Genomic DNA, 25,270 nt, shown 5'->3' with positions numbered 1-25,270 from the left:
TTGAGATCTTCATCCAATGAATTTAACAATTTCATCAACCACTTCTTGACACGTAAGAATGTGCTGAATGCCACCAGCTGCTTCAGATACACTAATGGTACCGTTGATCAAATCGCCATCTAACATGCCTATTTTGAACCCTTCTCCATAGTATTTGTAGGCTTCGGCATGATTTCCTTGATTAATGAGTTCTAATGCTTTTTTGCCCGCTTCTGTCGGAATGGTTCTCAAATGTCCCATACCTGATTTAAATTCAATGAACTCTTCACTTTTCACATTAACAATGGCTTTCTTCGTTTCAATGCTAGCCGGGTTTTCCTTCGTTGCAATGAACCTTGTCCCCATATACACACCTTCGGCACCCATTGAAAATGCTGCTTTCGCTCCCTGACCATCTATAATCCCACCGGCAGCAATTACAGGTATTTTCACAATTGAAGTGATTTGTGGAACAAGCGAAAGCGTACTGATTTTATAATCACTCATATGGCCACCAGCCTCATAACCTGTAACGATAAGCGCATCTACTCCTGTTTTCTCAGCTTCTACAAGCTTTTCTACCGTTGGGCTCAAGTCTCTGTATACGACCTTAATATCATGTTCTTTCAGTCGTTGAAGTTCACGTTCAACCACATGTTGTCCAATGGCTATAACGTTTTTTACATTCTCTTGAAGCAAGACATCAAAAACAGCATTCGTAAATGGGTCTTCTGCGGCCCCTCCCATTGGGAAAATGTAGTTTACTGCAAAGGGCTTATCGGTTAATGCTTTCACTTTACGAATTTCTTTGGTCAGTCGATCCGCCATATCTTCCGCACTCGTTGCTTTTTCCGACTGACCAGCATTAGGTCCAAGCACCCCCATTCCCCCTGCATTGGATACTGCTGCAACAAATTCTGCCGAAGTGACCCATGTCATCGCAGCTGAAATAATAGGATACTCAATTCCAAGTAGTTCTGTAATTCGGTTTTTCATCATTAATTTCTCCTCTTGTTAAAAAATTACTTGATTATTATTTCGTGTATTTATTTTCAGGGTAAGGTAGACCTAAATTTCCCCGAAGTGTGTCGTCCTCATATTCCTTGCGGAATATGCCTTTATCTTGCAAGATGGGAACAACCAATCGGATAAAGTCCTTAAATCCTGCTGGATGATCTTGTCTGATGAGCATAATATCCATAACGCCTTCTCGATACCAATGTTCGATTTGTTCGGCAACGTGCTCCGCCGATCCTATCAACCCAGGTTTCGGCATTCGATAACCTTGGGGCATCCATGATTCGATTTCCTTTAGCTTTTCCAGGGCCTCTTTTTCCGTTTTACCAACGATTGGGTTGTGAGAAGGCATCATCAACAGGTCATGTGGTGAACGCCCTTGATTTTGAACTTTACGTTTCAGTTCAGCAGTGAATGCCTTGAGATATTCCAGATCATGTCCAGGTGCCATGATAACTTCGGCATGCTGTGCAGCAATATCCATGAACTCCGGGGAAGTACCTGCTTGAAAGACCACAGGTCTGCCTTGCCTCGATCGACTGATATTTAAGGGTCCCTCCACGGAAAAGTAATTCCCGGTATAAAGTAGCGGATGCATTTTACGCGGGTCATAAAATACCCCACGTTCCTTATCACGTATAAAGGCATCGTCTTCATACGAATCCCAAAGGCCTTCAACAATCTCCAAAAACTCTTTTTTCATCGGATAAAGATCTGCTTTTCTTAAATGGGACCGACTGTAATTGGCTAATCCTCCCGGATTCGAGGTGATCGCATTCCACCCTGCTCTACCTTTGCTAATCTTGTCGAGTGAGGCAATTTGCCTGGCAACCGTATAGGGATCAGCATATGAAGTCGCTATCGTTGCAGCCAAGCCAATGGTATGTGTTACCATACTTAGTGCAGACAAAATGGATACACCCTCAAACATGCTTAAATAGTGTGGGATCATGCCAGGTCCAATATGACTTACGTCTGCCAAAAAGATGAGATCGAACTTACCCTGTTCAAGTTGTATGGCTTTCTGTACGTAATACTCAATATTTTCACTGGCATCTGCTGGAATAGCGGGGTGTCTCCAACCCGTGTGATTCCAACCCACGCCATCAATAATTCCTCCTAGTTTAAGCTTTCTTTCTTCCATAGTTGAATGATCCCCTTTTCACGAGCTCACTTATTTCCTTGTGATAAACCTAATTCTTTTGCCAATAATACATGCCCTTTCTTGCGGCTCTCTTGATTAGGATAGAAGTCTGCAATCATGATTTCATCTACTAAACTTGCTTTCGCTAGCTGCCTAAGGTGCTCCGCAACCTGTTCAACACTTCCAATCACAAAGCGATCTTTATTACGTTCCCTGGCCAGCTCTTCATGAGGCGTGTATTTGTGATTTTTGGCTTCTTCCGGTGTAGGGAAAGTAAGATTTCTCGTCCCTGTGCTCATCTGTGCCCACATTAACTCCGCCGGCCCTGCAATATATTTAGCCTCTTCTTCCGTCTCAGCTGTAATAACCATTGTCGCTAACATACTTTGGGGTTCAGTCAAATAGGACGAAGGCTTAAAATTCGAACGGTAAGCTCTCAACATAGGAATAGCCAGTTGCGGTGCCAAATGTGCAGCAAATACAAACCCTAATCCTTTTTCCAAGGCAAAATGTAATCCCCCCTCGCTAGATCCCAGCATAAACATATCCGGAACCATTGAATGATCTCCCGGAGGATGGATGTGACTAAACGGGTGGTTTTCTTTAAAGTCACGGGCAAAGAAGGAAAGCAGGTTATCTAATTGCTCTGGAAAATCATTAACCTCCATTAATTCTCGGGATCTTAACAATGCCCACATGGTTCTGCCATCCGTACCTGAAGCCCTGCCAATCCCGAGGTCAACACGCCCTGGATATAATCCTTCGAGAAGCGTAAAGTTCTCCATCACTTTCAAGGGGCTGTGATTAGGCAACATGATTCCTCCAGAACCTACTCGAATGCTTTTAGTGTGAGCTGCTGCATGCAGACTCAATAAGTCTGGTGAAGTACTCATCAAGGTTGTTGTGTTATGGTGTTCAGTAAACCAATATCTGTTGAACCCCCACTGTTCTGCTAATTGAACCATTTCCGTCACGTTCTGGAGGCTTTTCGTAGCCTCAGTTCTGTTATAGATATGAACAAAGTCCAAAATCGAAAGTTTTAGTTCATTTGCTGTATTCACATCAGTTCTCCTTTCTATGTTTTATTTATTATTTAGCTTGCTAACTATAAGATTAAAAAATATAATGATTACTTAGCCTGCTAACTATAAAACCAAAATAAGATTATTATTCTTTTACACTTTAACCAAACTAAAATGATTTGTGTTTTGGTTGTTGACCCAATCATAAGTGTATTCGTTTCGTTTGCAAAGAGGGCAATCTAGATGTACATAGTACATCTATTTGTACCTACAGATTAGGAGTGATATCAATGAGAGTTTGTAATGAAGGATTTGAACAAGAGTTCATGAATGAGAAAAGTGATATGTACGCGATAGCTTTTACCCAAAATGTTCTTTCCGGACGTTGGAAGTATTTTATATTATGGTATCTAAAAGATGAAACGCGTCGTTATTCGGACATCAAAAAATTCCTTGGAGATCTATCTCAGGGCTCTCTTACGAAGCAACTTAAAGAGCTGGAGAATGATGGCGTTATTCAACGTGATGTTTATCCGGAAGTTCCTCCACGAGTCGAGTATTCGTTAACAGACAAGGGAATCAAGTTACTACCGATCCTTGAAAAGATGGAGGACTTCGGTAAAGAATACGGCGACAACACGTAATTTGAGAATAGTTTTCCAAACAGGCTTAACACCGAAATTTCGGCTCCAAATAAGCATTATCCAGTCTAATATACCAAAGCTCATGAATGAATAAGAAAAACGATATCTGTTGTAATTGCCCTTTAGGGACATTATCTTTCATGTGAGGCATTAGGACCCTGTCATCTCTTAAACAGTTCATTTCAACCATAATGACACTAATCCTGAAGAATAAGAAATAGGTCAAGATATTTAATCTTGACCCTTCTTTCCTCATTGGCATGCTAGGCATGTTTTTGCCTATCTAAAGGATTACAAAATCTTTGATCGTTGCATCAGCTCGCAGTATCTTATCCTCTTCCATTTTAGCTAGTTGCTTTCCTTCTTTAACTTTAGTAACGCAATCATGGTTAATGCTTGACAGATTGTCAAGTCAAGTGCGACAGTTCCTCTGTGAAAGATTCGCAAATGGCTTTATCTAATCAATAGTAGCCGGTTACGTTGCTCGGCTGCCTTGTTAGTTTTGTTCAACTAACCTGCCCGTTAACTTAATAAATACCGGTGAAGATCGATTAGATATATGCCTAATCGTTAATTGGAACATGTTTTTGTCAAATACGGTAATAGGTACAAGTTCTTGTCCTTATAAACTAAAAAAGCCGCTAAATTAGCGACCTTAATGGGACCATGTTCTTGTCCCTCGACAGGATAAGAAAGAACTTATTCCCTTAATCACCACGCGCCTTTACTTCATAATCATTCGGAATTAATTCATACAAAGTACGAACATCACAACCGATGGAATCGGCGATCGATATGGCAATTTTGAGTGGCATCACTCTTTTGTTTTCAATAAAGTCGAAAATTCGTTCCGGTTTAAAAAGTAAGTCTTTTGCCAGCCATTCTACTGACTTTCCGTATTCCATCAATCGTTCATTCAATAAACAACGTCCTAGTTCAAATTTCAAGAAGCGATGACCTCCCGCGTAACATAATATTTAACCTTAAGCGTTGTCCGTTACCAGCATGAATATACTTAGTATAGGGAGCCACGATGAATTTCCCCATGCGTCTGCCCCATTTGTTGGGCGAGTGCTATCGTTTCCATAAAGTAACTAACTATGTAAGGATTCATAATTTCACACTTTCAAGGTCTTTTTTGTTTGTGACTAAAGATAAAATGATCATCACGATTCCAAACGAATATCAAATCAGTTCCATCGCTCTTTTAAAGAACTACCCCGTAGTAGCTCCATCAGGAAAAGCCAAGTTTACCACATAATATCGTCTGTTCGAAAAATGTTCTAAGTACAACATCTATAAGCACAAAACTAACCACCGGTATAAAAGTATATCGGTGGTAATTATCAATACAGCCAAGCTTGTGAAAGAACGTTTGCCCACAAGCGATCTGTTTTATCAAAAATAAAGTCGCCTACTGTATTCTTTGATTTTTTTTAGTCAAAAGGTTTAGCAGATAAGCTTTTAAATCTACCATACGTAAATATTCAGGCTTTTGATCTGTACCACTGATTATCAAGGGGACAAGGGATTCCATTTTACGAATGGAACCGTGACCGCCTCCTCCCTTGTGCGTTGGTGAACTGCCGCCAGTAAATTCATATCCTGGTTTTGCCGTGACAACCAAAAATTCGCCTTGATGTGAGCGGAGCGCGCTTGACAATCGTTTCAGAACATCGGGATACTGATCGTAACTCAACGAGTGTGTAGCCATATTTAAGCTTAAATCCAATACCTCTTCGTCCTGTTCGACCGTCCATGATTGGTTGTATGGATCAGTCAGGTTGCCTCCTGCTTTAAATTTGATCTGTTTGGCTGTTGATCCTTGAATGGCATAATTCCATTCCTTTTCTTTCCAGGAGATAAAATCGATGCCTGGATCGTTCATTAAAAGGTTCGCCGTATCTCTCAGGGAACGATCCACTTTCAATGAATATACATAGGCCATCGTTTCATTGACGGCAAGAATGATCTCAGTCTCCTTCGATACAGCTTCACCAGGACGCAAAATTTTGGCATCTCCAAGCAAGGAAGACAGATCAATGACCGGATTCTGTTCGGCAGGCAGAATACGGGTCATCCCGCTGTCGCTTGCAATGATAAAGATGGCATCATGCAAAGCTTTTTCCGGAGAACCGAATGTTTGCAATACAGATTGAAGCTGCTGATCCAACTCTTTGACCTTACGAAGTCCCGTGGGGCCTTTCTTATGTAACTCCCGGTCTAAATCCGGCAAATAGACAAACAGAAAATCCGGCAATTTATTGGATTGAACCAAATATTTTACGGCCTCAATAGCGAAATCATTATGGAGGCCCATCCGATTCGTTAGGCCATCCGGCAAGTTTTTAATACCTTGAAACGGATTAGACAATGCACCTAGGGACAGTAAGTCCGGCCCTTTCACATCAATCTCTTTCGGTAAAGAAGAAGGCCCTTGAATCCAATCAGGTATCGACAACTTATGAGCGGACGCCCCCCTGTAAATCAAGCCGTTGATCGAACCAGACTTTAACCCGTGCCGGGCTAAGTCCTCATAAATCGTGGGTAAATCCCTGTTCAAGTGACTCCCGTTCAAATGGATTAGTGCATCCGCCAACACCGGATTAACTCCGTGTTTGAGTACTTCCATGGGTCCGGTTCCGTAATTGATCATTTTCTTGTTGTCCGTAGAATACCAAGCTAGACCCGGGATACGGTGAATGTCTGAATACGCACCGGTAAGTAATGAGCTGTCGATCGTGACGGACATTGTGGGAAAAGAACTGACCAAATTTTTATAATATTGCCCGTGTTCGATCAGGAATTTTAATGCGGGAAGTTCCTGCTTACTAATTCCTTGGTCGATCGCCTGATACATCAAAGAGTCCACCATCAGGAAAATGACTTTCTTCGCATTTTCTCCATTAGTGGAGTTTATCCGTATCAAATCCTGTTCTTTTGGTTTCGAGTTCTGGCATCCGATAAGCATGCTCATTAATAAGATCGAAGCTAACATCTGTTTCCCTTTTTTCCTCATACAGTTCACCCCATTTATGTAAATTGTGCATTAAAAATCTTGGAGTTATTCGAGGTTTTTTTTGCCAAGAGGGTAGATCGGACTCGGATGAGGTGTATACAGAATATAATAATCATTCTAACTCATCGCTGTTAACAACACGGCAATTGTATTAAACACACCGTGAACGATCATAGCAGGCACGACCGATCCCGTACGTTCATAGGTCCATGCAAGCACAACTCCACTAATAAAATTCACGGGCATGGCATTCATAGTGGGAAAATGCGCAAGAGTAAAGATTAGCGAACTAATCAGAAGCGCCCATCTCATACTAACACGAGCCCGTAGCCAACGATATATAAATCCACGGTAAAATATCTCCTCATAAAAGGGTGACACGATCCCTGCCGACACAATACCAATAATCATAGTAAATAGAGTGACATTTTGCTTTAGACTCTCTGTTTTGCTGTTGTCCACTGTATTCCCAAGAAAACTCGTGAGATAGAGAGTCGCCACACTGAATACGATGAGAATGAGTGTCCACAGCGCAATCCTCCACCAATCTTTCGCAGGAAATCCCTTTACTCCTACCTCTGTCCAGGACATTTTCTTCGGTCGTAAAGCAACAAAATATAATCCTAACAAAAGTACAATCGCGATGGTAAGCCCTGTAAGAGTCCCTGAGTATAGAGTATTCCCCAACCATTGCTCATACATTGACTGTACTGCGTATTTGATAACGAATATTACGAATACAAACTCAAGCGCAAGTAAAGCAATAAACTCACGCCATGTCCACTGATCCATCTTCTTCCACATTTCCGTACTAGTCATCCTTAATCCCTCAATCCTCTGTGATATAATTTAATGATATTAGGTGACGTTACGTCACCTGCAAGCATTATTTTCGGGAGGAAAGAAGAAACATGAATAGATGGACAACAGGACAAGTATCCAAACAGCGGAACATTTCTGTTCGAACCCTACGTTATTATGATCAGATCGGTCTTCTTAAACCGAGTTATAAGGAAGAAAACGGCCGCCGTTATTATTCAGAGGAAGATTTATTCAATCTCGAAAAGATAACATTGCTTAAATCACTATCACTACCGCTTGATGACATCCAAAATGTAATGGACAGGCTATCTTTTCGTCATATTCTTATCGCACACCATAATCATCTTCAGGAGCAGCTCACTTCTCTTCAGGGGAGTATTGCAAATACTACGTCTTTGATCAACATGATTGATCTAGAAGGTAGCCTCTCCTGGGAACGGGTTTCTCATCTGGTCCATAACGTGCAACCTATTTCTAAACAGTGGGTCGATTACTTCAACGATGACGAAAGTGCATTTCTACAACATGCACTGCCCAATCTCAACAGTAATGACCAGACCACTCAGCAATATGCCTCTTTGCTGCGCCGGATTGAGTGGTGCATACAGGAATCTGTTCCACCTAAATCTGATGAAGGTTATAACATTGCCTGCGAGCTAATGAAGCTATCAGATGAAACCTTTAATGGAGACGAGAAATTGATGGAGAAGTTTTGGGAAGTGAGGAAGCTTCCTACATTAGAGTCAGGACTATACCCCGTATCCGACGAAGTGCTGAACTTTGTGGAGATTAGCGTAGCTCACGCTCTAGAAAAAGGAGAGGAACAGAAATAGGAAATGAGGAAATATTATTGAAATCATGCGTACAACCGGGGCTTTGATGGTTATATTTTCTTTTAATAATGAACGAGTCATTTCTCCATAACGATGTGGAAATTGTCATGTATTATGGTGTTTATTTACACTGTCCTGCCCGTTAGATGAATAAGAGCAGCCGATCACAAAGATCCGCTGCTCTTATTGTTTTATTCGCTTTTCGTTTCCCGTTAGCCTAAATAGAGATCTTTTGAAACTGTTGAATTTCCATATGGCTTAGTTAGCATATTTATTAGCGTTGTCTACTCCTCGATCCTTGGTTGAGCCTCGTACCCACCTTTTCTTATGAAAAATCCTTTTTATATTGGGCGGCTAGGTAAATACCACCAGCTAAAAATGCCAGCGTATATTTGAACAAGAAAAAGATGGTCCACATATCGTCTTTAGGAAAAATCATGTCACATAGAATAATTGCCAACAGCATATATGAACCGCTTTTCAAAAAGATTTTATTTGTCCGTTCGTCGTCTTGCCCAATCTTCTTATAAAATACATAAGCGAAAATCGCACTACCCATAACCAGTAAAAAACCAACTCCAATGAGAATATTCCAATTTCCTGTAGATTGTTCAGCCCAGGACTTTAAAGGGGAAAAAATTGCGTTATGGATATATGAGATAGACTTAGTTATCATTTTAATCATTCCCTTTCACATAAGTAAAAATATCGTTTACATCTACATTAAAAAATTTGGCAATTCGAAAAGCTAACAGTAGAGTCGGAACATAATTTCCTTTTTCCATTACGAAGATGGTTTGTTTGGAAACCCCGACTTTCTCTGCTAATTCTTGCTGAGACATTCTGGCAAGTACACGATATTCATAAACCTTATTTGATATCGAATCACCAAAATCTTTCTTCATGACAACCACCCCTTGAATCAAATTATAAACTCATTTTTTATAAAAGTAAAGTAAACTTATATATAAGTATCATATACTTCTACTTATGTTTAAATTACTTTAACCAAAAAGAGCCGGAATATAGAAAAAACTTCAAAAAATTCATGATTCCGTCAGGTTCACTTATCGATTCGGAAAAGCCTGGTTATAAGTAGTGGCCTAAATCATTGTGTTAACCTGCCCGTTAGCTTAATGAATTAGCGGGCGAAAATCGATTAGTTACATGCCTAATCGGTAATCGGGCTATGTTCTTGTCCATTTCGGCAATCGGTACAAGAACTCGTACCGATAAACTAAAAAAGCCGCTATAATAGCGACTTTGAATGGGAGCTTCTTCTTGTCTCTCGACAGTTTGTTGTGTTGTGAATTAAAAAAAAGAGCCGCATAGGCCCAGTCCTTCCTTGATATTGTGTACAGCACAATATGTTTAGCCCTTATTTGATTCGAACATATTTTTCAGCACATTACGCATTTCGGGCTTGATCGAAATATCCGGGCGTCTTTCCATCGCCAGCTTTTCTGCTTCTTCCACCGTGGTGGCTTCACCCAGATTAATCAGTAGAGCTGTTGCCACAGTTCCTGTTCGATTGCGTCCTCCGGCACAGTGAAAGAATACTTTTTTATCGGACTGAACAGCCTCAGTGACGGCTACAATCGCTGCTTTAATGGACTCTTCCTGATCATCCCGGTCTTCAATAATCGGATAATGATGTCGCTTGGCCGAAGCAGGAAACCCCTCTTGTGCCTTACCGTCATCCCGGAGATCAAATACTTCAGTGACACCTTGCTCCTTGATCGCACTCAGAGCAGCATCTGCTCCTCCAATATATACTTTACCTTTAACGAGTTCATGATAGTTAGACATCGTTATCCTCTCCTTCTCTAGTTGTACTTAACAGCAGCTTGAGCCTCCACTAACGACCAGTCCAGGTCCATCAGCAGATTGTTCCACATCCAGGGTAATCGATTCTACGGTAGCTGCAATCTCAGGATCGACAGCTACGCGTATCGCATTGATTTCCTGTACCACATCGTTCTCTATAGGATCAGAGAGCCCTAGTTGAAAACTGGGTCCACAGCATCCGCCGCCAACCATGGCAAACCGAAGCGTATGCACGCCTGCTTCTTTCATCATTGCCTCGATATAGGTTTTAGCACCATCGGTAATCATCATCGTCGGTTGTCTCCTCTCTATACTTCACTCGTGCTTCCCGCTTCAGCCCAGGTCTTTAAGCTGTCATAACCAACTACTTCTCTGGATTCCCATGGTATAATCACGGAGTTTCCATCCGAAGCTTTATGAATCTGCTGAATCCATTCCTGCTCAGCGATGGCCCGTCCGCTAAGAATGGGGTCCATGGTGTCTGTCACAGCAAAACTTTGATTAATGGTCCACCACTTGGTTGGTATACTGGCCCGCTGTAAGTCCTGTTCCAAACGAAAAGCCTCATAATACGGTGTAGCCTCTGCGAGTGTAACAATAACAACACTTGTTTCATTCGGATCACGAAGTCGTGGTAACAAATGCTGAACCGCAGCGGGTATGGCACCTGCTGAACGTGCAATCTCCTTATGGTACTCTTCCGTTGCATCGAGAAGAAGTAACGTGTGCCCTGTTGGAGCCGTATCAATAACCACAATCTCATCGCTGCTTCGTTCAACCAGATTGGCAAATGCACGGAAAACTGCAATTTCTTCCGTACAAGGTGATCTTAAATCTTCTTCCAAGTAAGCCAGACCATCCTCATCCAAAGAATCCTTGTTCTGCTCCAGGACTTCCTGTTTATATCGTTCCAGTTCGACCTTCGGATCGATACAGCTCACGGTGATGTTGTCCGTCTCTTGTTCGAGCACATGACTCAGATGGGAAGCGGGATCGGTTGTGCTCAGATGTACCCGGTGACCTCTCTCTGCTAGACCAACTGCTATAGCTGATGCGACTGTTGTTTTGCCAACGCCGCCTTTTCCCATGGTGAAAATCACTCGGATACCCTTGTTCTCCATATCATCTACGAGATGTTGCAAAGGGAAAACCAACGAAGATTTTACATTTTTCTCTTGTACCAGCCTAACCTCCGGGGCATCGAAGAAATGACGCAAATGCTCAATGCCAGTGATGTTAAACGGCGCTAGAGGAATTTGATAGATTGGAAGCTGCTGAACAGCTTCAGGAAGTTTCTCCAATGCACGTACCTGTCGACCGTAAAAAGCAGAAGAAACCGCATCCTGCTCCACAACAGAAGAAAGTAGCCCATTCACAATTAACAACTGGTTCTGAATGCCGATCTCTCGAAGTTCTTGTGATGCCCGCGCTGCTTCTTTCAGCGGGGAAACATCCGGGCGGGTAACCAGTACAAGTGTTGTTTCGTTTGAATCAGACAACGTTTTTACGGCTTCCTGGTATAGCATTTTTTTCGCTTCCAGACCGGCAAGTGGTCCCAAACAGGAAGCCCCATGCGTACTTTCGGATAAAAATCCACTCCAAGCGGTAGGCAATTGCAATAAACGAAGCGTGTGCCCTGTCGGAGCCGTATCGAACAAGATGTGATCATACTGCTCTCGCAGTTCTTGATTGGTTAGCATGGAACTGAACTCATTAAAGGCAGCAATTTCCACGGTGCAGGCTCCTGACAACTGCTCTTCCATCGTTGCAATAACCGTATCAGGCAGAACGCCGCGGTATGGACCAACGACTTCAGCTTTGTACTCTCCGGCAGCCGTTTCAGGATCCAGGTTGGCAGCATCCAGATTTTGAATTCCCTTAACAGGTACAGGATGATTGGATAAGGTCATCCCAAAAACATCTTGCAGGTTTGAAGCTGGATCGGTGCTCACCAGCAAAACACGCTTCCCCGAATCGGCAAGGGATACGGCTGTTGCACAAGCCGTAGACGTCTTGCCTACGCCCCCTTTTCCGGTAAAAAACAGATAAGGGGTTAACGACATGGATTTCGGTTCAAATCGGTTTAACATGTTGAGAGGACCTTCTTTCCTAAAGCTCGGATTTGGTTTTGACTTCAAGACGTATTCTCGGCTTAGCCACCAGTTCTTCTTCCGTCAAACCGGTCCATTGAATGAATTCTTCGTTGCTTGGATAACCATTTTCCTTTACCACTTGACCATCTACAATGATAATTGGCAGCACTTGAGGACCCTTTTCAGCCAAAAGCTGTCCTACGAGCGGACTTGCCACAAAAGCATCAGGTTCACTGGTTAAGTTATAACGTGATACCTGAAACTGTTTCTTTTGCAAATTATGGACGACAGCAGATACACGAATCAGTTCCGGATCAACACCTGGACCACACACGCCGGAAGAACAACACATGGCAGGATCGTAGATCTCCATTGTTTTCAACGCGAACCCCCCTCTCGAAATTAGAAAAGCCGGGAAACATTCTCCCGGCGGTTTGTATTATTTGCCGGTTTCAGCGAACGTTTTAATGCGCTCCCCAATCTGGTCACGAACCGTTTGGAATACAGCCCATTTCTCTTCATCTGTACCTTGTGCTTTGGCAGGATCATCGAATCCCCAGTGTTCCCGCTTCACATGTGGTGGTGTCATTGGACACTTATCCGCGGCGTCTCCACACAATGTGACTACAAAATCAGCATTGTTCAACAACTCGGAATCAATGATATCGGAAGTTTGAGTGGAAATATCCAGGCCGACTTCCTTCATGGCTTCAACTGCTTTTGGATTCAGACCGTGTGCCTCAATGCCTGCACTATAAATGTTCCAGTCCTCACTCAGATATTTCTTGGCCCAGCCTTCGGCCATTTGGCTCCGGCAAGAATTGCCTGTGCATAGGAAGTACAGTGTTTTTTTACTCATGTTCATCGTCTCCTCGTTGTTTGAATTATAGAATGCTTAACCACAGATACAGACCCAATAGCGTAATAAGCAGAGTTGGAACGGTGATAATGATACCTGTCTTAAAGTAAGTGCCCCATGAGATTTTGACGCCTTTCGTGCTAAGCACATGAAGCCAGAGCAGCGTCGCCAGTGAACCGATCGGGGTAATCTTGGGACCCAGGTCTGATCCAATAATATTGGCGTAGATGAGCGCCTCCCGAACCGTTCCCGTAGCCGTTGTTGCATCAATGGCAAGCGCATCAATCAACACGGTAGGCATATTGTTCATCAGGGATGAAATAATTGCCGCAATAAATCCCATACCAATCGTTGCGGCAAACAATCCTTGATCAGCCAAAGCCTGAATGACTACGGCGAGCAGATCCGTCAAACCTTCATTCCGCAAACCATATACGACGACATACATGCCGATAGAGAAAAATACAATGGCCCAAGGTGCTTCCTTAACGACAACTTTGGTCGGTACAGCAGAACTGCGAGACGCCATGATCAGGAAGAAGATAGCCACAATTCCTGCAATTATTGATACTGGAATACCAACAAATTCACTGGCAAAGTAACCAATCAGCAGGATGCCCAGTACAATCCATGATAACCGGAACATCTTCAGGTCTTTGATCGCTGTTGCTGGAGCTTTCAGTTCACTGGCATCAAACCGTTTGGGAATACTTTTTCTGAAAAAGAGATACAATACACCGATACTTGCACCCAGTGAAAACAGATTCGGAACAAACATTTTGCCTGCATACTCCATAAACGTAATACCGAAGAAATCGGCAGATACAATGTTTACAAGGTTACTGACAACCAGTGGCAATGAAGTTGTATCGGCAATAAATCCGCTGGCAATAATGAAAGGGAACACTTTTTTCTCATCGAAATTCAGTGCTCGTACCATTGCCAGGACAATCGGTGTCAGAATCAATGCTGCACCATCATTGGCAAAAAATGCTGCAACCACGGCTCCAAGAAGCGAGACGTAAACAAACATCCGGACACCTCTACCGTGAGCTGCCTTCGCCATATGTAAGGCTGCCCATTCAAAGAAACCGATGCGGTCCAAAATCAGTGAGATGATAATGATGGCCACAAAAGCAAGCGTGGCGTTCCATACAATTTGCGTAACATCCCAAACATCCTGGAAATTGACCACACCTACAAGTAAAGCAAGAATTGCTCCGCCGCAAGCAGACCAACCAATGGACAGGTTTTTAGGCTGCCAGATGACGAGGACTAGCGTAATTAAAAAGATAATGCAGGCCATGACGACAGAAAACACAAGTTCTACCTCCTCTAATCAAATGCATTATAGCTAATAACATTCTCCTCATACCTTCATGTCATTCAATCATTATATAATGATGTACTTATATAATGATTGAAAGTTTAACTACAAATGCAAATGCGAGGTACATCCACCTTGTTCAAAGTACGGAGAATGTTTTTGGAATCAGGCATGGCGTCCAGAACGGTTTTGATATAAGGTGTATCATCCACATTTAAAGAATAATAAACCCACTGTCCTCGTTTGTTTTCCTTAACGATCCCTTGATCCTTTAATTTGCGTAAATGCTGACTAATCCCCGGTTGAGAAATATCCAAGACATCAACAAATTCGCATACACACCATTCCCGATCTTTTAAGAGCGTTAACATGGTTAGACGTGTTTTGTCTCCCAAGAGCTTTAGTTTGTCTGCCGCTTCATGAATGGTATTCAATTGAAATTCCTCCTTCCAGGTAATATATAATCGAATAATTATATTATAATATGTTGATATCTTTTAATCAACCCTTTACCATGAAATAGTAATGCGTTGACTCCACATTTTGTAGAGTCAACGCACAATCGTTTTATTCGGTTTAGGATTCAGACTCCCCTTAACACTGGGAACCGACTCCTTTTTTGCCCAAAGACAGCAGCACAGTTTCATGATCTGGCATCTGATCGAGCACCGCTTTAATATATGGCTTATCTTCAACATCTAAGGAATAGTGTACCCACTGCCCCCGGCGTGTTTCACTAACAATCCCCTGAGACTTTAATTTGCGTAAATGTTGGCTAATTCCGGGCTGAGACATATCAAGCACTTCAACGAAATCACATACACACCATTCTTTCTCTCTTAAGAGAATGAGCATGGTCAGACGAGTCTTATCTCCAAGCAACTTTAACTTATCTGAAATTTGTTCAATGGATTCCACTTGCGTTCATCCTTCCCTGCGTTCAACAATCCTAACGATAATAATATATAAGTTTATATTTATATTCTAAAGCAAGGATATGCTGAAATCAAGGAATCCTGTGTAATGCTTTTTCCGTGAACATAACCTTCAACCAAAACGACCCGCAACATAATTCTCCGTTTTTTGATTTTTCGGGTTACTAAACATTTGACTTGTGTCGTCGTATTCAACCAGTTCTCCATCCAGGAAAAACGCACATTGATCTGAAATCCTTGCAGCTTGATGCAAGTTGTGAGTTACCATTACAATCGTATAGGATTGTCGAAGTTCTTTAACTAATTCTTCAATTTTAAGAGTGGATAACGGATCTAATGCAGCAGTAGACTCATCCATCAGCAAAATTTCAGGATTCATCGCCAGAGCCCGGGCAATACACAAGCGCTGCTGTTGTCCTCCTGAAAGCTGCAGAGCGGATTTTTTGAGCAGGTCTTTCACTTCGTCCCATAAAACCGCTGCTTTCAGACTCTTCTCCACAATATCATTCAACTCGGGTTTGCGGGTAATTCCGTGTTGCTTTTCAGTACTCCGAGCCCAAATCACCATGACGGACACAGGTTAGTTGAGTAAGAATAAAAAAAGTACGCAACAACTTGGTTGTTAGCGTACTTTTTTGAATTTCAACTTATGTCATCGTTCAATAGAACAGGATGAGCTGCAGTCACTCTGTTGTTGCACTTGTTGTACATCTGGACGCTTCACACTACATACCCCCGTTTCAGGCAGATCCAGCTCTACTTGTGCAGCAGCCTCTAAATCACCCGCCAGAAAAGCAACGACGGATCGGACCTGTTCATAACCGGTGGCCATCAGGAAGGTCGGCGCACGACCGTAACTTTTCATACCCACGATATACAGACCTTGTTCTGTATGACGAAGTTCCTTCTCCCCATGAGGTCGAACGGTACCGCAGCTATGGACGTTTGGATCGATCAGTGGAGCCAACGTTTCCACACTTTCTGTTGCGTGGTCAATGCTCAAACGTAGTTCTCCAAGAAAGGAAAAGTCAGGACGACTCCCTGCATTAACAATGATTTCATCAATGTGCTGCAATTCCTGGCTTTCCCCCAGTTGCTCTCCACCAATATTGATCTTCCCCCCTTCTTGTCTCAACTCCTGAATGTGGAAGGGGGTGACCACACTAACCTTTCCGGAATCCACCAGCTCATGCATGCGACTGCCTAATTCACCCCTGGCTTCAAGCTGATCGCTTGCTTCTCCGCCATAAGCTTCTTCCACTCGATCTCTCCGCATAATCCAGGTCAGTATCGTATCGGGATTCGTTTCTTGCAGTTTAGCTAAATCAAGTAAGGTATTTAAGGCTGAATGACCGCCACCTACAACAGCAATATGTTTATCTGTATAGCGCTCTTGATCGACCCCAAGTACATCTGGTATGCCATAAAACATCTGCTTATGAAGAGATTGCTCCAGGGAGGTCAACACCCCGCTCGCAAGCACCGGGTTTGCTTTACCCCAGGTTCCAGAAGCATCAATGACAGCTTTCGCCTCATACCGCTTGGCCTTGCCCTCTTCTTCTACATAGATGATGAAGGGTTGTCGTTCCCGGTCGTGTGTTTTCATTTTGTCCGTATTTTTGCGACTGATACCGACAACGCGTGTATTCAAATGAAGGTTGGATTTAGTCTCAGGTAACTCAGCAAGTGGTCGTAAATACAGATCATGCAGCTCATGCCCTGTCGGTAATTCATCTGGAGATGGGGCAATCCACCCATTCTTCGTCAACAACCGCTCTGCTGCCTTATCCACGTTATACTGCCATGGCGAAAACAGACGAACATGGCCCCATTTGGAGATGTTCTCACCAACTTTACTCCCCGCCTCAAGAATGATAAATGATTGGCCGGCTTCAATCAGATGTGCTGCTGCTGCCAAACCAATAGGCCCAGCACCAATGATGGCTACAGGTAAATGAGTTAACTCTCCTTGGTGTACAGGCTCTTGAAGGGAGACCTGCTTTTCCTCCAACGTAGGTGCACAACAGGACTCGACTTGTTTGAATTCGATGTTTTTCATTTCAAATGACCTCCAGTAGTTGGTTAAATATATATTTGCAAATTACAAGTATTAGAGAAATGTAACGGGGTAATACCGTTGATTACCCCACTGGCGTGCAACACATTTTCGATTTCAACATGCTCTCATTCAGCAGTTTAACGGATTGCATAACGATTGCTTTTTCCGTATCGGTCATGAACGAAAAAACCTCTTCCAGATGCGTATTCATCCGATGATCTATAGCCGTCGTCACAAACTTCCCCTCAACTGTCAAACGGAGAATGTATACTCTTCGATCATCAGGATGAGGTGTTTTTCGAACCAGATTCTTCTTAATCAACGTTTGTATTTGACGACTGAAGGTTGTAATATCCATCGCAAGCGTTTCGGCAATTTGTTGCATGGATGGCTCATGCTGATGGTCAATTTCGTAGAGAATATGACTTTGAATCAACGATATTTCCTGCTCTCCAATTGTGCAACAATTTTTATCCAGCAAGCCGAAGCGACGCACCATGATTTGCAATAGCTCTCTTGGGTTTTGGTTATCTGGCAACATGATCACCTCTTGGTGACTATTATAAATGAATTATTTGTATAATACAACTATTTGAATTCATGCTGCTTGTCTACATTGCTTTGGATATGTTTGACTACATACTCAGCATCTGGTCCCACACCCCGAAGGGTCGCAGATGCAAAGGAGCGCTGTCCAGACAATCCCACAAAATAGAGTCCAGGGACCTTCCTGCTGATCCCGTTCTTTTGCACGGGTTCTCCTTGACCATCCAGTCCACCTAATGCATCGATATAAGAAACGTTAGAACGATATCCTGTCGCAAAAATAACAGCTTGGATCTCTTCTTGGGTTCCATCAGACCAGATCACCCCTTTGTCATAAAATGCGGTGAACATTTTCTTTTGTTTCGGGTTTCCCGCTTGAAGCCGCTGCTTATATCCATCCAAATCCAGAACGGATGAACCGTTCGCAAATGACTTTCCAAATTTCCAAAATGCATCGATCCCCGTTAGCTTAAACCAGAAATGAATATCTTGGCCTAAGAGACGTTGTGGGATTAGTGCTACTGGTTCTCTTACAGCAAGTGTTGTATCCGCTACTTCGGATAGTTCCATCGCAATCTGAACCGCGGAATTTCCTCTCCCCACAACAATGACCGATTGATCATGAAAAAGGGCCGGTGTTCGATACGTCGCGGAATGCAAGATTGTCCCCTTAAATTGTTCATCGTTTGGAATCGAAGGGGTATAGGGTCTGCTAAAAGATCCTGTCGCCGAGATCAGATTGCGAGCCATATATTTCTCTCCACTTGAAGTTGTTACTCTAAATACTCCAGATTCTTTGGATACTTGAACTACACGCGTGTGATAAATCAAAGGCAAGTCAAAATGAGAAGCATAGTCCTTCAGGTATTGAATAACTTCATCACGATGTGGGTAGCGATCCCCTGGTGACTCTATCGGAAGCCCCGGCAGAGACGAGTACCTGGCCGGTGAGAATAATTTCAAATTATCGTAATACTGAGGCCAAGCTCCTCCCGCTTCTACACCTGCCTCCAAAATCAGAAAGGACAGTCCTCTCTTTTTCAAATGATAACCGGAAGCAAGTCCTGCCTGACCTCCACCTATAACAATGACATCCCAGATTAGTCCCATAATGCATCTCCTTCACCAAAAAAAAAATTGTATTTTGCAAGTATTGTACATGAGCAGGAATTGCATCATGTATTTCGTTGCACCCAATGCTTACGTGAAATTTAGAATTAAAACTCATTCTAAGCTGATAAAGCCCGACCTTTGAACATCAAACCGTTTTGACATTTGAATTCACATTGAACTGTTTGTTCTTTTATGAGTATATCAATTTAATTGCAATATGCAAATTTTTCTGTCGAATGTTTTCTTATTGAATCCTATAGACTTTCCATACAAGAAAAGACGAGAAATCAATATGACAGTTCTCCCGCCACATGATTTCTCTGATTTTATCCAATGAGAATATGATCCTCGGCATATCCAATTTTGGAAGAACGCTTTTTCTGAGCCAAGGCGAAGGCCAGTGTTAATGGACCCAGACGCCCTGCAAACATGGTTACCGTTACGATAACTTTTCCGACAGGAGATAATTCGCCAGTCAACCCCATGGATAGCCCCGTCGTGCTGAAAGCAGATGTTGCCTCAAAGAGTACCTCCAAAAAATGATCCTCAAGCAGTCCCTCTGATAGGGTAAGCATTTCCGATCATTAGCAATATGTCGCCAGTATGAATTGGATCATCGGCATGGGGAGAAATATGCATCTGATGTCCTGTTCTAACAGCTATAATGGTGCAGCCATATTCTGCTCGAATGTCAAGCTCTTTAATCACCTTTCCGTTCATTGAAGGTGCTGCTTTAATTTCAACCAGATTATAGTCTGGGGATAATTCAATGTAATCGATGATATTATCCGAACTTAACTGGTTACCAAGCCGGGCGGCCATGTCTCGTTCTGGATATACAATCTGATCTGCACCTATTTTAAGCAGAACCTGACCATGCATTTCATTACGCGCCTTGGCTGTCACCTGCGATATTTGAAGTTCTTTTAACAGCAACGTTATTAAAATGCTGGAGTGCATATCGTCTCCTATGGCTACGATCGCATGAGTGAAATTTCGTGCCCCCAATTCGCGTAAAACAGATTCGTCCGTGCAATCAGCCTGGACAGCATGAGTTGCCACAGCAGAAATATCCTGAATATGAGATTCATCTTTATCAACGCCAAAACCTCATGACCGTTATGGATTAACGTTCGTACGAGACTCGACCCAAAACGGCCAAGTCCAATGACAATAAATTGTTTTTTCATTTCTTTTTTCCTTCCTCCTCCCCAGTCTGTTACAAAATGGTCAGGAATGAATCTTGTTTTCATAAGATGAATTCTATTCATTGCACAACATTAAACATCATCTAGCCATCGGTTAATATATTTTGATTCGGTTCTTTGAAAACGAATTAATTGATCCGTAATTTCCAGTAAGAAATATCTATCTTTCTTGGTAAAACATTCGACAAGGTACTTCTCTAGCAAATCAATATCATCATCCGTTTTAATGAGGACAAGATTAGAATGAACATACTTAATATCATAAAGCATATCCAAGTGAGATTGAATACACCGATCCGTCCATCCACTTTTCTCAGGTGAGTACGAAAAAAGGTACGTTTTTGCAACCATTCCCATCTCTCCTTCTCATCGATATACAGATTATTGTGCTAAGTCGTTAAACATTTGATTTCTTGAGAGTATGTTCCCCACTTTAAGCAGATTAATCCTTTGAAAATCAGGATATTTCAGCGCCTTGTTTTTGATGCAGAATATGCAAATCATTCATGAAATCCAATACCAAGCGATTAAATATCTGGGGCTGGCATAAATGAGTAGGATACATTGCATCCTGTAACACAACTTTTTGTGCATGAGGAAGGTTCTCCATTGTCTGTTTAGCCTGTCGTAGCCTCCGTCCATTTTGCGCTCCTGCCACACATAAAACAGGAACTCGAATTTGTTTGGTGCAAATCAGAATGTCAATTTGGCTTAAAGCAATGTGCTGTTTGATTAGCTCGGTTGGACGTTTATGCTGCAATTCTCTTCTAAGAATGTGATAAGCAATAAGCCATCTATTATAGCTAACTCTTAAAGAGCGAATGAAAAATTCGGCTGGAAGATAATGAGTAACCCGTGTAAAAGTTTCAAACATGCTCTGAAGTCTTTTATTTTTGAATGATAGGCTAGCATTCAAACCACTATCTACTAGAACGAGAGCATGAACATATCCGGGATATAAAGTTGTGAATTTTTGAGCCAGAATGCCTCCGCTCGAACTTGCCACCAGAATTGCTTTGGGTATTCCCAGTTTTTCTAATAGTTCTTTTACATCCTCACATTGTGTATCAATAATCCGGTTAACCTCAACATTCATTCTACCCGAGAGTCCATATCCTCTTAGGTCAAATACGATCACCCTGACCCGTTTGCTGAAATATTCAACTTGAGGCTCAAATACATGATGGGACGAAAGATGATCATGGATAAATACGATTGGAACACCGCTACCATATGCTTCATAGTAAAGGGATGTACCATTGATTTGAATCTGCGGGATGGAAATACGCCCCCTTTCATTCTGCTTGAATCCCTAAAAAAACACAAAAAGAGCCCGCTGTTGGCAGGCTCCTCCGGGTCATTCAATATCTTGTTATGGTTATTATATAACCCAAAATAGAAACTGTAAAGCAACGACCAAGAAGCTTAAGGTGGATGAAACTAGGCTTACTTTATGAATCAATTGAAGTAGGGCAAAGAGTAAAAATCACTGCTGACTTTGACCAACTAGAATCCTTGCCGCCCATTAGGACGGTTGTGAGTATTGAAAAAATCAATTAATTTGAGACTTCTTAATCATTTCTACACCGTCAAAGGTAAGGCTTTCAATTTCCGTTCCCTTTTTCAACATATATTTATCAAAAAAACGCCTTTGTATAAGAAGTAATAATGTTACGCTGTTCCATGGCGTCCCGGGTTCCTCTGGAGGCTTCATTCGTAGTCGTAAACAAGGAATCGGAGAAGTCACCATGCGTCACATGATCAATAATGGCAAAATAGGTTTCCTGGCTGTTGGATTCAAGAAGAAATGCATTCGTATTATAGGCAAGCGCGGTGCCGAGCTGCATGAAGGGTTTTTTAAGGTCGCTATCTAAAGCGCCCAACATATTACCATCAAGATTTACAGCGCCGACAAATCGGTCATCGTCACGGCTAACAATTGCCGCTGTCGTTCCTCCAAAAGAATGTCCAAACACTCCCATACCGATTTCAAGCTGCAATCTGCCTTTAAACATGGATTCAATATCACCTCTATTCATCCTGTACAGATGATCTGCGACATATCTAATATCCTCGCTCTGTAAAACGGCATATTTTGCAAACTTGACTGCTTCAGGCGCCGAAGTCAATTTGCGAGAGAGCTCCATAGCTTCTTCTGCCACAAGCTTCTCTGTCACAATTTCAGGAGGAGTTAGGGCGGCTGCTTCCATTCCGTATTTCGTTAATTCGTCCATAAATTCCTCGGACATACCAACAGTTCGTCCATCCTTAAGTTTGTACACACCACTTTCGGCATGGCCGATGGATACCACAATATAGCCGGTGCTTGCAAGGTCTTGAGCGAACAAAGTGCCTTGCTGCGGGTAAGCGCCAGCGCCATGAACAAAGAATAAAACCGGATATTGTTTTTCCTTTTCAGACAAGGCCAGATCGTCGTAAGACCATGTCTTAAAGTTGGAGTCAAAAAGCTGCTCACCACCCGCTGTAGCCCCTAATCTTACCAGAAGTTCATCCCTCAGTGTATGAAACTCCGGAAATGCATATTCTGCTGTTGGCTTGCCTTCACTGCTGTCGGACGGATAGAAAAATAACGCCGTCAGTTCCCTTTCTGAATGATCTGATGCTTTGTACTTGAAGTCCATCTGTGTACGCCCGACCGTATAACTTCCGACAGGTTTCGGAAATTCATCCTGTTCGGAAGTGCTGCTATTTTCCGGTTTCGGAATTTCCTCCTGTGTGGAAGTCCCGCTATTTTTGCCGCAGGCGGAGAGCATAGTCAGTGCGAGAACAATGGCCAGAATCGCTGTCAGTCGTTTTTTCATGATTTTTCCTCCAATTTTTATTCATGCATCTATCATATACGGAGGAGAAAAATAAAAAATCGTACAAAAGGGCAATCCCCAAGTGTACGATCGGGCAAATCAATGTAACTATGAAACGTTCGATTATAAATGCAGGATTCGACGCTCCACCGCAACTGCGACGGCCTGCGTTCTCGAATCCACACCCAATTTATTGTAAATACTAGTTAAATGAGTCTTTATCGGTCGTCCCAAGCCAAACCAGTGAAACAGAAAACAAGGTACAATAAAAGGTACAAACCAAAAGCACCTTCATCCGTTGAGAGTATACACCAATACTTTGTCCGGCCAAAGCCGTCAATAGACTTACAAAGATGAGCGAATGAGCATTAGGCATGAATAACGCACAACCCCAGACAATAAATCCTTGCGTCACAAAATATATCCAGGACCTTCTATCAACAACGGATCCGGCATACCAATGCAGCAAAATGTGGATCAGAATGAGACCTGTAAAAATAATAAATTCGAAACATGTGGGCAACATGGGAAGCTGGGAGAACAATGCAGAAAAATAAATCAGAATGCCCCAGATTACAGCAGGTAGACGAGAATCACGCAGAACATTTTGGATATCAGATCGGGAGCTTTTATACGGTTTGTTTATCGAAAAATCACTCATGCTTAATCACCTCTATCAGGTACTTTCTTAAAAACAGTCTCCCTGGACACAAAAAAACGGTACATTATTGTACCGATCATTGACTCACTCAATCTCTGTTAATGTACTAAGCGTCTCGAAGTCCAGCGCCTGAAGAAACCGTCACGATCCCACGCAGCCTTCCCGCAATCTCTATTGAACACGACTTAAACAGACATAAGGTTGTTTGGATGTAGAGTGTAACTCTAGGGTTTAATATTCTCCTGATGATGGATACGCTCAGGCTTATTGGTCGTGTTCGCATTCTTACGCTTCTTGAATTCTTTAAAAGTAAAATACCCCATGATGATTAAGATAGCGGGAATTCCCAAGTGAATCAGAGTATATAAAAGAAATGTAATAAATATAACGACAATACCTTCTGTTGGGCTCAATTTTCCGTTCTCCCCATAAAAAAATATGTAAAATATGTATATTATACAAACTTCCCAGTAAAATTTCACCAGTGTTCTACAGATGCCTTGACCAACGTTCTTTCATTTTCTTGAAAGTTAATCTGATCGTAGCTTCATTGTTCTAAATGTTGTCAAAAAAGTGAGCATTCCTGAATTTTGACCTCCACTGTATGGTTCTTGCAAAAAGGATGGTACAATAAATACCAAAAATATGATATCAAAGGAGTTTTGACATGATCGAAAGACCTGGCACAGAAGAATATGCTTCTTTCTATGAAGGGTACATCCGTCTTGTTCCCGGAGGTAACGTGATTGAGCTTTTAGAGCAACAAGCTGAACTGTTGAAAAAATTAATCCATTCTCTAACGGAGGAACAAGGTAATTACCGCTACGACGAGGGCAAATGGAGCGTCAAAGAGGTCATCGGCCACCTTGCCGATAACGAACGAATTATGAGTAGCCGTTTGCTTCGCATCGCCAGGGGGGATACCACGCCTCTTCCAGGGTACGAGCAGGACATTCTCATGCAAAACCATCCTTTTGATACATACACGTTAGTTGATCTGGCTGAAGAATATGCAGCTGCACGACACTCAACCATCCTTATGCTCCGTCACCTTACCCCGGAGGCTTGGCTGTGCAAAGGGACGGTCAGCAATCACACAGCGTCTGTTCGTTCAATCGCCTGCATTATCGCTGGGCATGAGTTGCATCACCTGTCTGTGCTTCGTGATCGGTATGCAGTCCATTCGTAGTTCAGCGCCACAAATAGAACCTTTCACAATTCTTTTATCTTTAACCAAGACTCATACCAAAATGTTTTCGATTTATATGGTTTGGCAATCTCTAGATGCTCACCATTTTTTATTATAAAAACTGCATTATCTGTGGTTTCCAAGATATCTC

At 42.4% G+C, this 25,270-nt stretch carries 24 protein-coding genes and 4 pseudogenes; 3 read left to right on the top strand and 25 right to left on the bottom strand.

Going from position 1 to position 25,270, the window contains the following annotated elements:
* Positions 1-9: 9 nt before the first annotated feature.
* From ACR32F_RS16095 to ACR32F_RS16085, 3 genes are read right to left on the bottom strand one after another with little or no spacing between them, the layout of a single operon-like run.
* The gene (locus ACR32F_RS16095) at positions 10-978 is read right to left on the bottom strand and encodes an NAD(P)H-dependent flavin oxidoreductase (protein ID WP_440108651.1); all 969 of its coding nucleotides are present in this window, start codon (positions 976-978) and stop codon (positions 10-12) included.
* A 34-nt stretch (positions 979-1,012) separates the two neighbouring features.
* Complete coding sequence (locus tag ACR32F_RS16090) at positions 1,013-2,140, bottom strand: NtaA/DmoA family FMN-dependent monooxygenase (protein WP_440108649.1); 1,128 nt, start codon at positions 2,138-2,140, stop codon at positions 1,013-1,015.
* Between the two features lie 26 nt (positions 2,141-2,166).
* Positions 2,167-3,201: an LLM class flavin-dependent oxidoreductase gene (locus tag ACR32F_RS16085; RefSeq protein WP_440108647.1), complete on the bottom strand. Its 1,035-nt coding sequence runs from the start codon at positions 3,199-3,201 to the stop codon at positions 2,167-2,169.
* Between the two features lie 251 nt (positions 3,202-3,452).
* On the opposite strand from ACR32F_RS16085, the gene ACR32F_RS16080 reads away from it, so the two are divergent.
* Positions 3,453-3,806 carry a winged helix-turn-helix transcriptional regulator gene (locus ACR32F_RS16080; RefSeq protein WP_440108645.1) on the top strand — a complete coding sequence of 118 codons (354 nt, stop codon included), beginning with the start codon at positions 3,453-3,455 and terminating at the stop codon, positions 3,804-3,806.
* 707 nt (positions 3,807-4,513) lie between these two features.
* Here the strand turns inward: ACR32F_RS16080 and ACR32F_RS16075 are convergent.
* The 3 genes from ACR32F_RS16075 to ACR32F_RS16065 form a co-directional block, all read right to left on the bottom strand.
* A complete protein-coding gene (locus tag ACR32F_RS16075) occupies positions 4,514-4,753 on the bottom strand; it encodes an XRE family transcriptional regulator (protein WP_440108643.1) in 240 nt (79 codons plus the stop codon).
* A 467-nt stretch (positions 4,754-5,220) separates the two neighbouring features.
* Positions 5,221-6,825 (bottom strand): alkaline phosphatase family protein, encoded by a 1,605-nt coding sequence (locus ACR32F_RS16070; RefSeq protein ID WP_440108641.1) that lies wholly within the window; start codon positions 6,823-6,825, stop codon positions 5,221-5,223.
* Positions 6,826-6,942: 117 nt separating this feature from the next.
* Positions 6,943-7,644: a lysostaphin resistance A-like protein gene (locus ACR32F_RS16065; RefSeq protein WP_440108639.1), complete on the bottom strand. Its 702-nt coding sequence runs from the start codon at positions 7,642-7,644 to the stop codon at positions 6,943-6,945.
* A 92-nt stretch (positions 7,645-7,736) separates the two neighbouring features.
* Here ACR32F_RS16065 and ACR32F_RS16060 point away from each other — a divergent pair, with 92 nt between their 5' ends.
* On the top strand, positions 7,737-8,480 hold the full coding sequence (locus tag ACR32F_RS16060; RefSeq protein ID WP_440108637.1) for a MerR family transcriptional regulator: 744 nt from the start codon (positions 7,737-7,739) through the stop codon (positions 8,478-8,480).
* 325 nt (positions 8,481-8,805) lie between these two features.
* Here ACR32F_RS16060 and ACR32F_RS16055 read toward each other — a convergent pair whose 3' ends face one another.
* The 19 genes and pseudogenes from ACR32F_RS16055 to ACR32F_RS15965 form a co-directional block, all read right to left on the bottom strand.
* Entirely contained in the window at positions 8,806-9,156 is a 351-nt protein-coding gene (locus ACR32F_RS16055; RefSeq protein WP_440119898.1) for a DUF2178 domain-containing protein, read from the bottom strand.
* A gap of 1 nt (position 9,157) precedes the next feature.
* A complete protein-coding gene (locus ACR32F_RS16050) occupies positions 9,158-9,385 on the bottom strand; it encodes a helix-turn-helix transcriptional regulator (RefSeq protein ID WP_440108635.1) in 228 nt (75 codons plus the stop codon).
* A gap of 466 nt (positions 9,386-9,851) precedes the next feature.
* Positions 9,852-10,289 carry a protein-tyrosine phosphatase family protein gene (locus ACR32F_RS16045; RefSeq protein ID WP_440108633.1) on the bottom strand — a complete coding sequence of 146 codons (438 nt, stop codon included), beginning with the start codon at positions 10,287-10,289 and terminating at the stop codon, positions 9,852-9,854.
* 27 nt (positions 10,290-10,316) lie between these two features.
* Positions 10,317-10,598: an adhesin gene (locus ACR32F_RS16040; protein ID WP_440108630.1), complete on the bottom strand. Its 282-nt coding sequence runs from the start codon at positions 10,596-10,598 to the stop codon at positions 10,317-10,319.
* 17 nt (positions 10,599-10,615) lie between these two features.
* Complete coding sequence (arsA, locus tag ACR32F_RS16035; RefSeq protein WP_440108628.1) at positions 10,616-12,397, bottom strand: arsenical pump-driving ATPase; 1,782 nt, start codon at positions 12,395-12,397, stop codon at positions 10,616-10,618.
* A gap of 19 nt (positions 12,398-12,416) precedes the next feature.
* Complete coding sequence (arsD, locus tag ACR32F_RS16030) at positions 12,417-12,782, bottom strand: arsenite efflux transporter metallochaperone ArsD (RefSeq protein WP_440108626.1); 366 nt, start codon at positions 12,780-12,782, stop codon at positions 12,417-12,419.
* A 57-nt stretch (positions 12,783-12,839) separates the two neighbouring features.
* Complete coding sequence (arsC, locus tag ACR32F_RS16025; RefSeq protein WP_076215280.1) at positions 12,840-13,259, bottom strand: arsenate reductase (thioredoxin); 420 nt, start codon at positions 13,257-13,259, stop codon at positions 12,840-12,842.
* 25 nt (positions 13,260-13,284) lie between these two features.
* Positions 13,285-14,580: an arsenic transporter gene (locus tag ACR32F_RS16020; protein ID WP_440108624.1), complete on the bottom strand. Its 1,296-nt coding sequence runs from the start codon at positions 14,578-14,580 to the stop codon at positions 13,285-13,287.
* A 107-nt stretch (positions 14,581-14,687) separates the two neighbouring features.
* Positions 14,688-15,020, bottom strand: a complete 333-nt coding sequence (locus ACR32F_RS16015) for an ArsR/SmtB family transcription factor (protein ID WP_440108622.1) — start codon at positions 15,018-15,020, stop codon at positions 14,688-14,690.
* Positions 15,021-15,180: 160 nt separating this feature from the next.
* Entirely contained in the window at positions 15,181-15,504 is a 324-nt protein-coding gene (locus tag ACR32F_RS16010) for an ArsR/SmtB family transcription factor (RefSeq protein ID WP_440108619.1), read from the bottom strand.
* Positions 15,505-15,633: 129 nt separating this feature from the next.
* A pseudogene (locus ACR32F_RS16005) lies at positions 15,634-16,056 on the bottom strand (phosphate ABC transporter ATP-binding protein); the annotation flags it as partial.
* A 117-nt stretch (positions 16,057-16,173) separates the two neighbouring features.
* A complete protein-coding gene (locus ACR32F_RS16000; protein WP_440108617.1) occupies positions 16,174-17,580 on the bottom strand; it encodes an NAD(P)-binding domain-containing protein in 1,407 nt (468 codons plus the stop codon).
* 82 nt (positions 17,581-17,662) lie between these two features.
* Complete coding sequence (locus ACR32F_RS15995) at positions 17,663-18,121, bottom strand: MarR family winged helix-turn-helix transcriptional regulator (protein WP_440108615.1); 459 nt, start codon at positions 18,119-18,121, stop codon at positions 17,663-17,665.
* Between the two features lie 47 nt (positions 18,122-18,168).
* Positions 18,169-19,236: a flavin-containing monooxygenase gene (locus ACR32F_RS15990; RefSeq protein WP_440108613.1), complete on the bottom strand. Its 1,068-nt coding sequence runs from the start codon at positions 19,234-19,236 to the stop codon at positions 18,169-18,171.
* A 329-nt stretch (positions 19,237-19,565) separates the two neighbouring features.
* Positions 19,566-19,814 (bottom strand): annotated as a pseudogene (locus ACR32F_RS15985) (potassium transporter TrkG); the annotation flags it as partial.
* Positions 19,786-20,429 (bottom strand): annotated as a pseudogene (locus ACR32F_RS15980) (potassium channel family protein). The pseudogenes ACR32F_RS15980 and ACR32F_RS15985, both read right to left, overlap by 29 nt.
* A gap of 475 nt (positions 20,430-20,904) precedes the next feature.
* The gene (locus ACR32F_RS15975; protein WP_440119896.1) at positions 20,905-21,654 is read right to left on the bottom strand and encodes an alpha/beta fold hydrolase; all 750 of its coding nucleotides are present in this window, start codon (positions 21,652-21,654) and stop codon (positions 20,905-20,907) included.
* A gap of 430 nt (positions 21,655-22,084) precedes the next feature.
* A complete protein-coding gene (locus ACR32F_RS15970; RefSeq protein ID WP_440108611.1) occupies positions 22,085-23,269 on the bottom strand; it encodes an alpha/beta hydrolase in 1,185 nt (394 codons plus the stop codon).
* A gap of 123 nt (positions 23,270-23,392) precedes the next feature.
* A pseudogene (locus tag ACR32F_RS15965) lies at positions 23,393-23,497 on the bottom strand (LuxR C-terminal-related transcriptional regulator); the annotation flags it as partial.
* Between the two features lie 1,100 nt (positions 23,498-24,597).
* Between ACR32F_RS15965 and ACR32F_RS15960 the strand changes: the two are divergent.
* Complete coding sequence (locus tag ACR32F_RS15960; protein WP_440108609.1) at positions 24,598-25,119, top strand: DinB family protein; 522 nt, start codon at positions 24,598-24,600, stop codon at positions 25,117-25,119.
* The last annotated feature ends 151 nt before the right edge of the window (positions 25,120-25,270 follow it).

It is taken from the genome of Paenibacillus hebaui, from assembly GCF_051934385.1.
In the GTDB taxonomy this organism is placed as follows: domain Bacteria; phylum Bacillota; class Bacilli; order Paenibacillales; family Paenibacillaceae; genus Paenibacillus.
The sequence above is the reverse complement of the archived record's forward strand: the minus strand, read 5'-3'. Positions and strand labels throughout refer to the sequence as shown.

Coding starts and splice junctions, on each gene's coding strand:
- arsC (WP_076215280.1), bottom strand. CDS start 13,259: ATGAGTAAAAAAACACTGTACTTCCTATGCACAGGCAATTCTTGCCGG.
- ACR32F_RS16040 (WP_440108630.1), bottom strand. CDS start 10,598: ATGATGATTACCGATGGTGCTAAAACCTATATCGAGGCAATGATGAAA.
- ACR32F_RS16000 (WP_440108617.1), bottom strand. CDS start 17,580: ATGAAAAACATCGAATTCAAACAAGTCGAGTCCTGTTGTGCACCTACG.
- ACR32F_RS16070 (WP_440108641.1), bottom strand. CDS start 6,825: ATGAGGAAAAAAGGGAAACAGATGTTAGCTTCGATCTTATTAATGAGC.
- ACR32F_RS15960 (WP_440108609.1), top strand. CDS start 24,598: ATGATCGAAAGACCTGGCACAGAAGAATATGCTTCTTTCTATGAAGGG.
- ACR32F_RS16060 (WP_440108637.1), top strand. CDS start 7,737: ATGAATAGATGGACAACAGGACAAGTATCCAAACAGCGGAACATTTCT.
- ACR32F_RS16055 (WP_440119898.1), bottom strand. CDS start 9,156: ATGATAACTAAGTCTATCTCATATATCCATAACGCAATTTTTTCCCCT.
- ACR32F_RS16045 (WP_440108633.1), bottom strand. CDS start 10,289: ATGTCTAACTATCATGAACTCGTTAAAGGTAAAGTATATATTGGAGGA.
- ACR32F_RS16050 (WP_440108635.1), bottom strand. CDS start 9,385: ATGAAGAAAGATTTTGGTGATTCGATATCAAATAAGGTTTATGAATAT.
- ACR32F_RS16095 (WP_440108651.1), bottom strand. CDS start 978: ATGATGAAAAACCGAATTACAGAACTACTTGGAATTGAGTATCCTATT.
- ACR32F_RS15970 (WP_440108611.1), bottom strand. CDS start 23,269: ATGAAAAAACGACTGACAGCGATTCTGGCCATTGTTCTCGCACTGACT.
- ACR32F_RS16090 (WP_440108649.1), bottom strand. CDS start 2,140: ATGGAAGAAAGAAAGCTTAAACTAGGAGGAATTATTGATGGCGTGGGT.
- arsA (WP_440108628.1), bottom strand. CDS start 12,397: ATGTTAAACCGATTTGAACCGAAATCCATGTCGTTAACCCCTTATCTG.
- ACR32F_RS16065 (WP_440108639.1), bottom strand. CDS start 7,644: ATGACTAGTACGGAAATGTGGAAGAAGATGGATCAGTGGACATGGCGT.
- ACR32F_RS15990 (WP_440108613.1), bottom strand. CDS start 19,236: ATGGGACTAATCTGGGATGTCATTGTTATAGGTGGAGGTCAGGCAGGA.
- ACR32F_RS16080 (WP_440108645.1), top strand. CDS start 3,453: ATGAGAGTTTGTAATGAAGGATTTGAACAAGAGTTCATGAATGAGAAA.
- ACR32F_RS15995 (WP_440108615.1), bottom strand. CDS start 18,121: ATGTTGCCAGATAACCAAAACCCAAGAGAGCTATTGCAAATCATGGTG.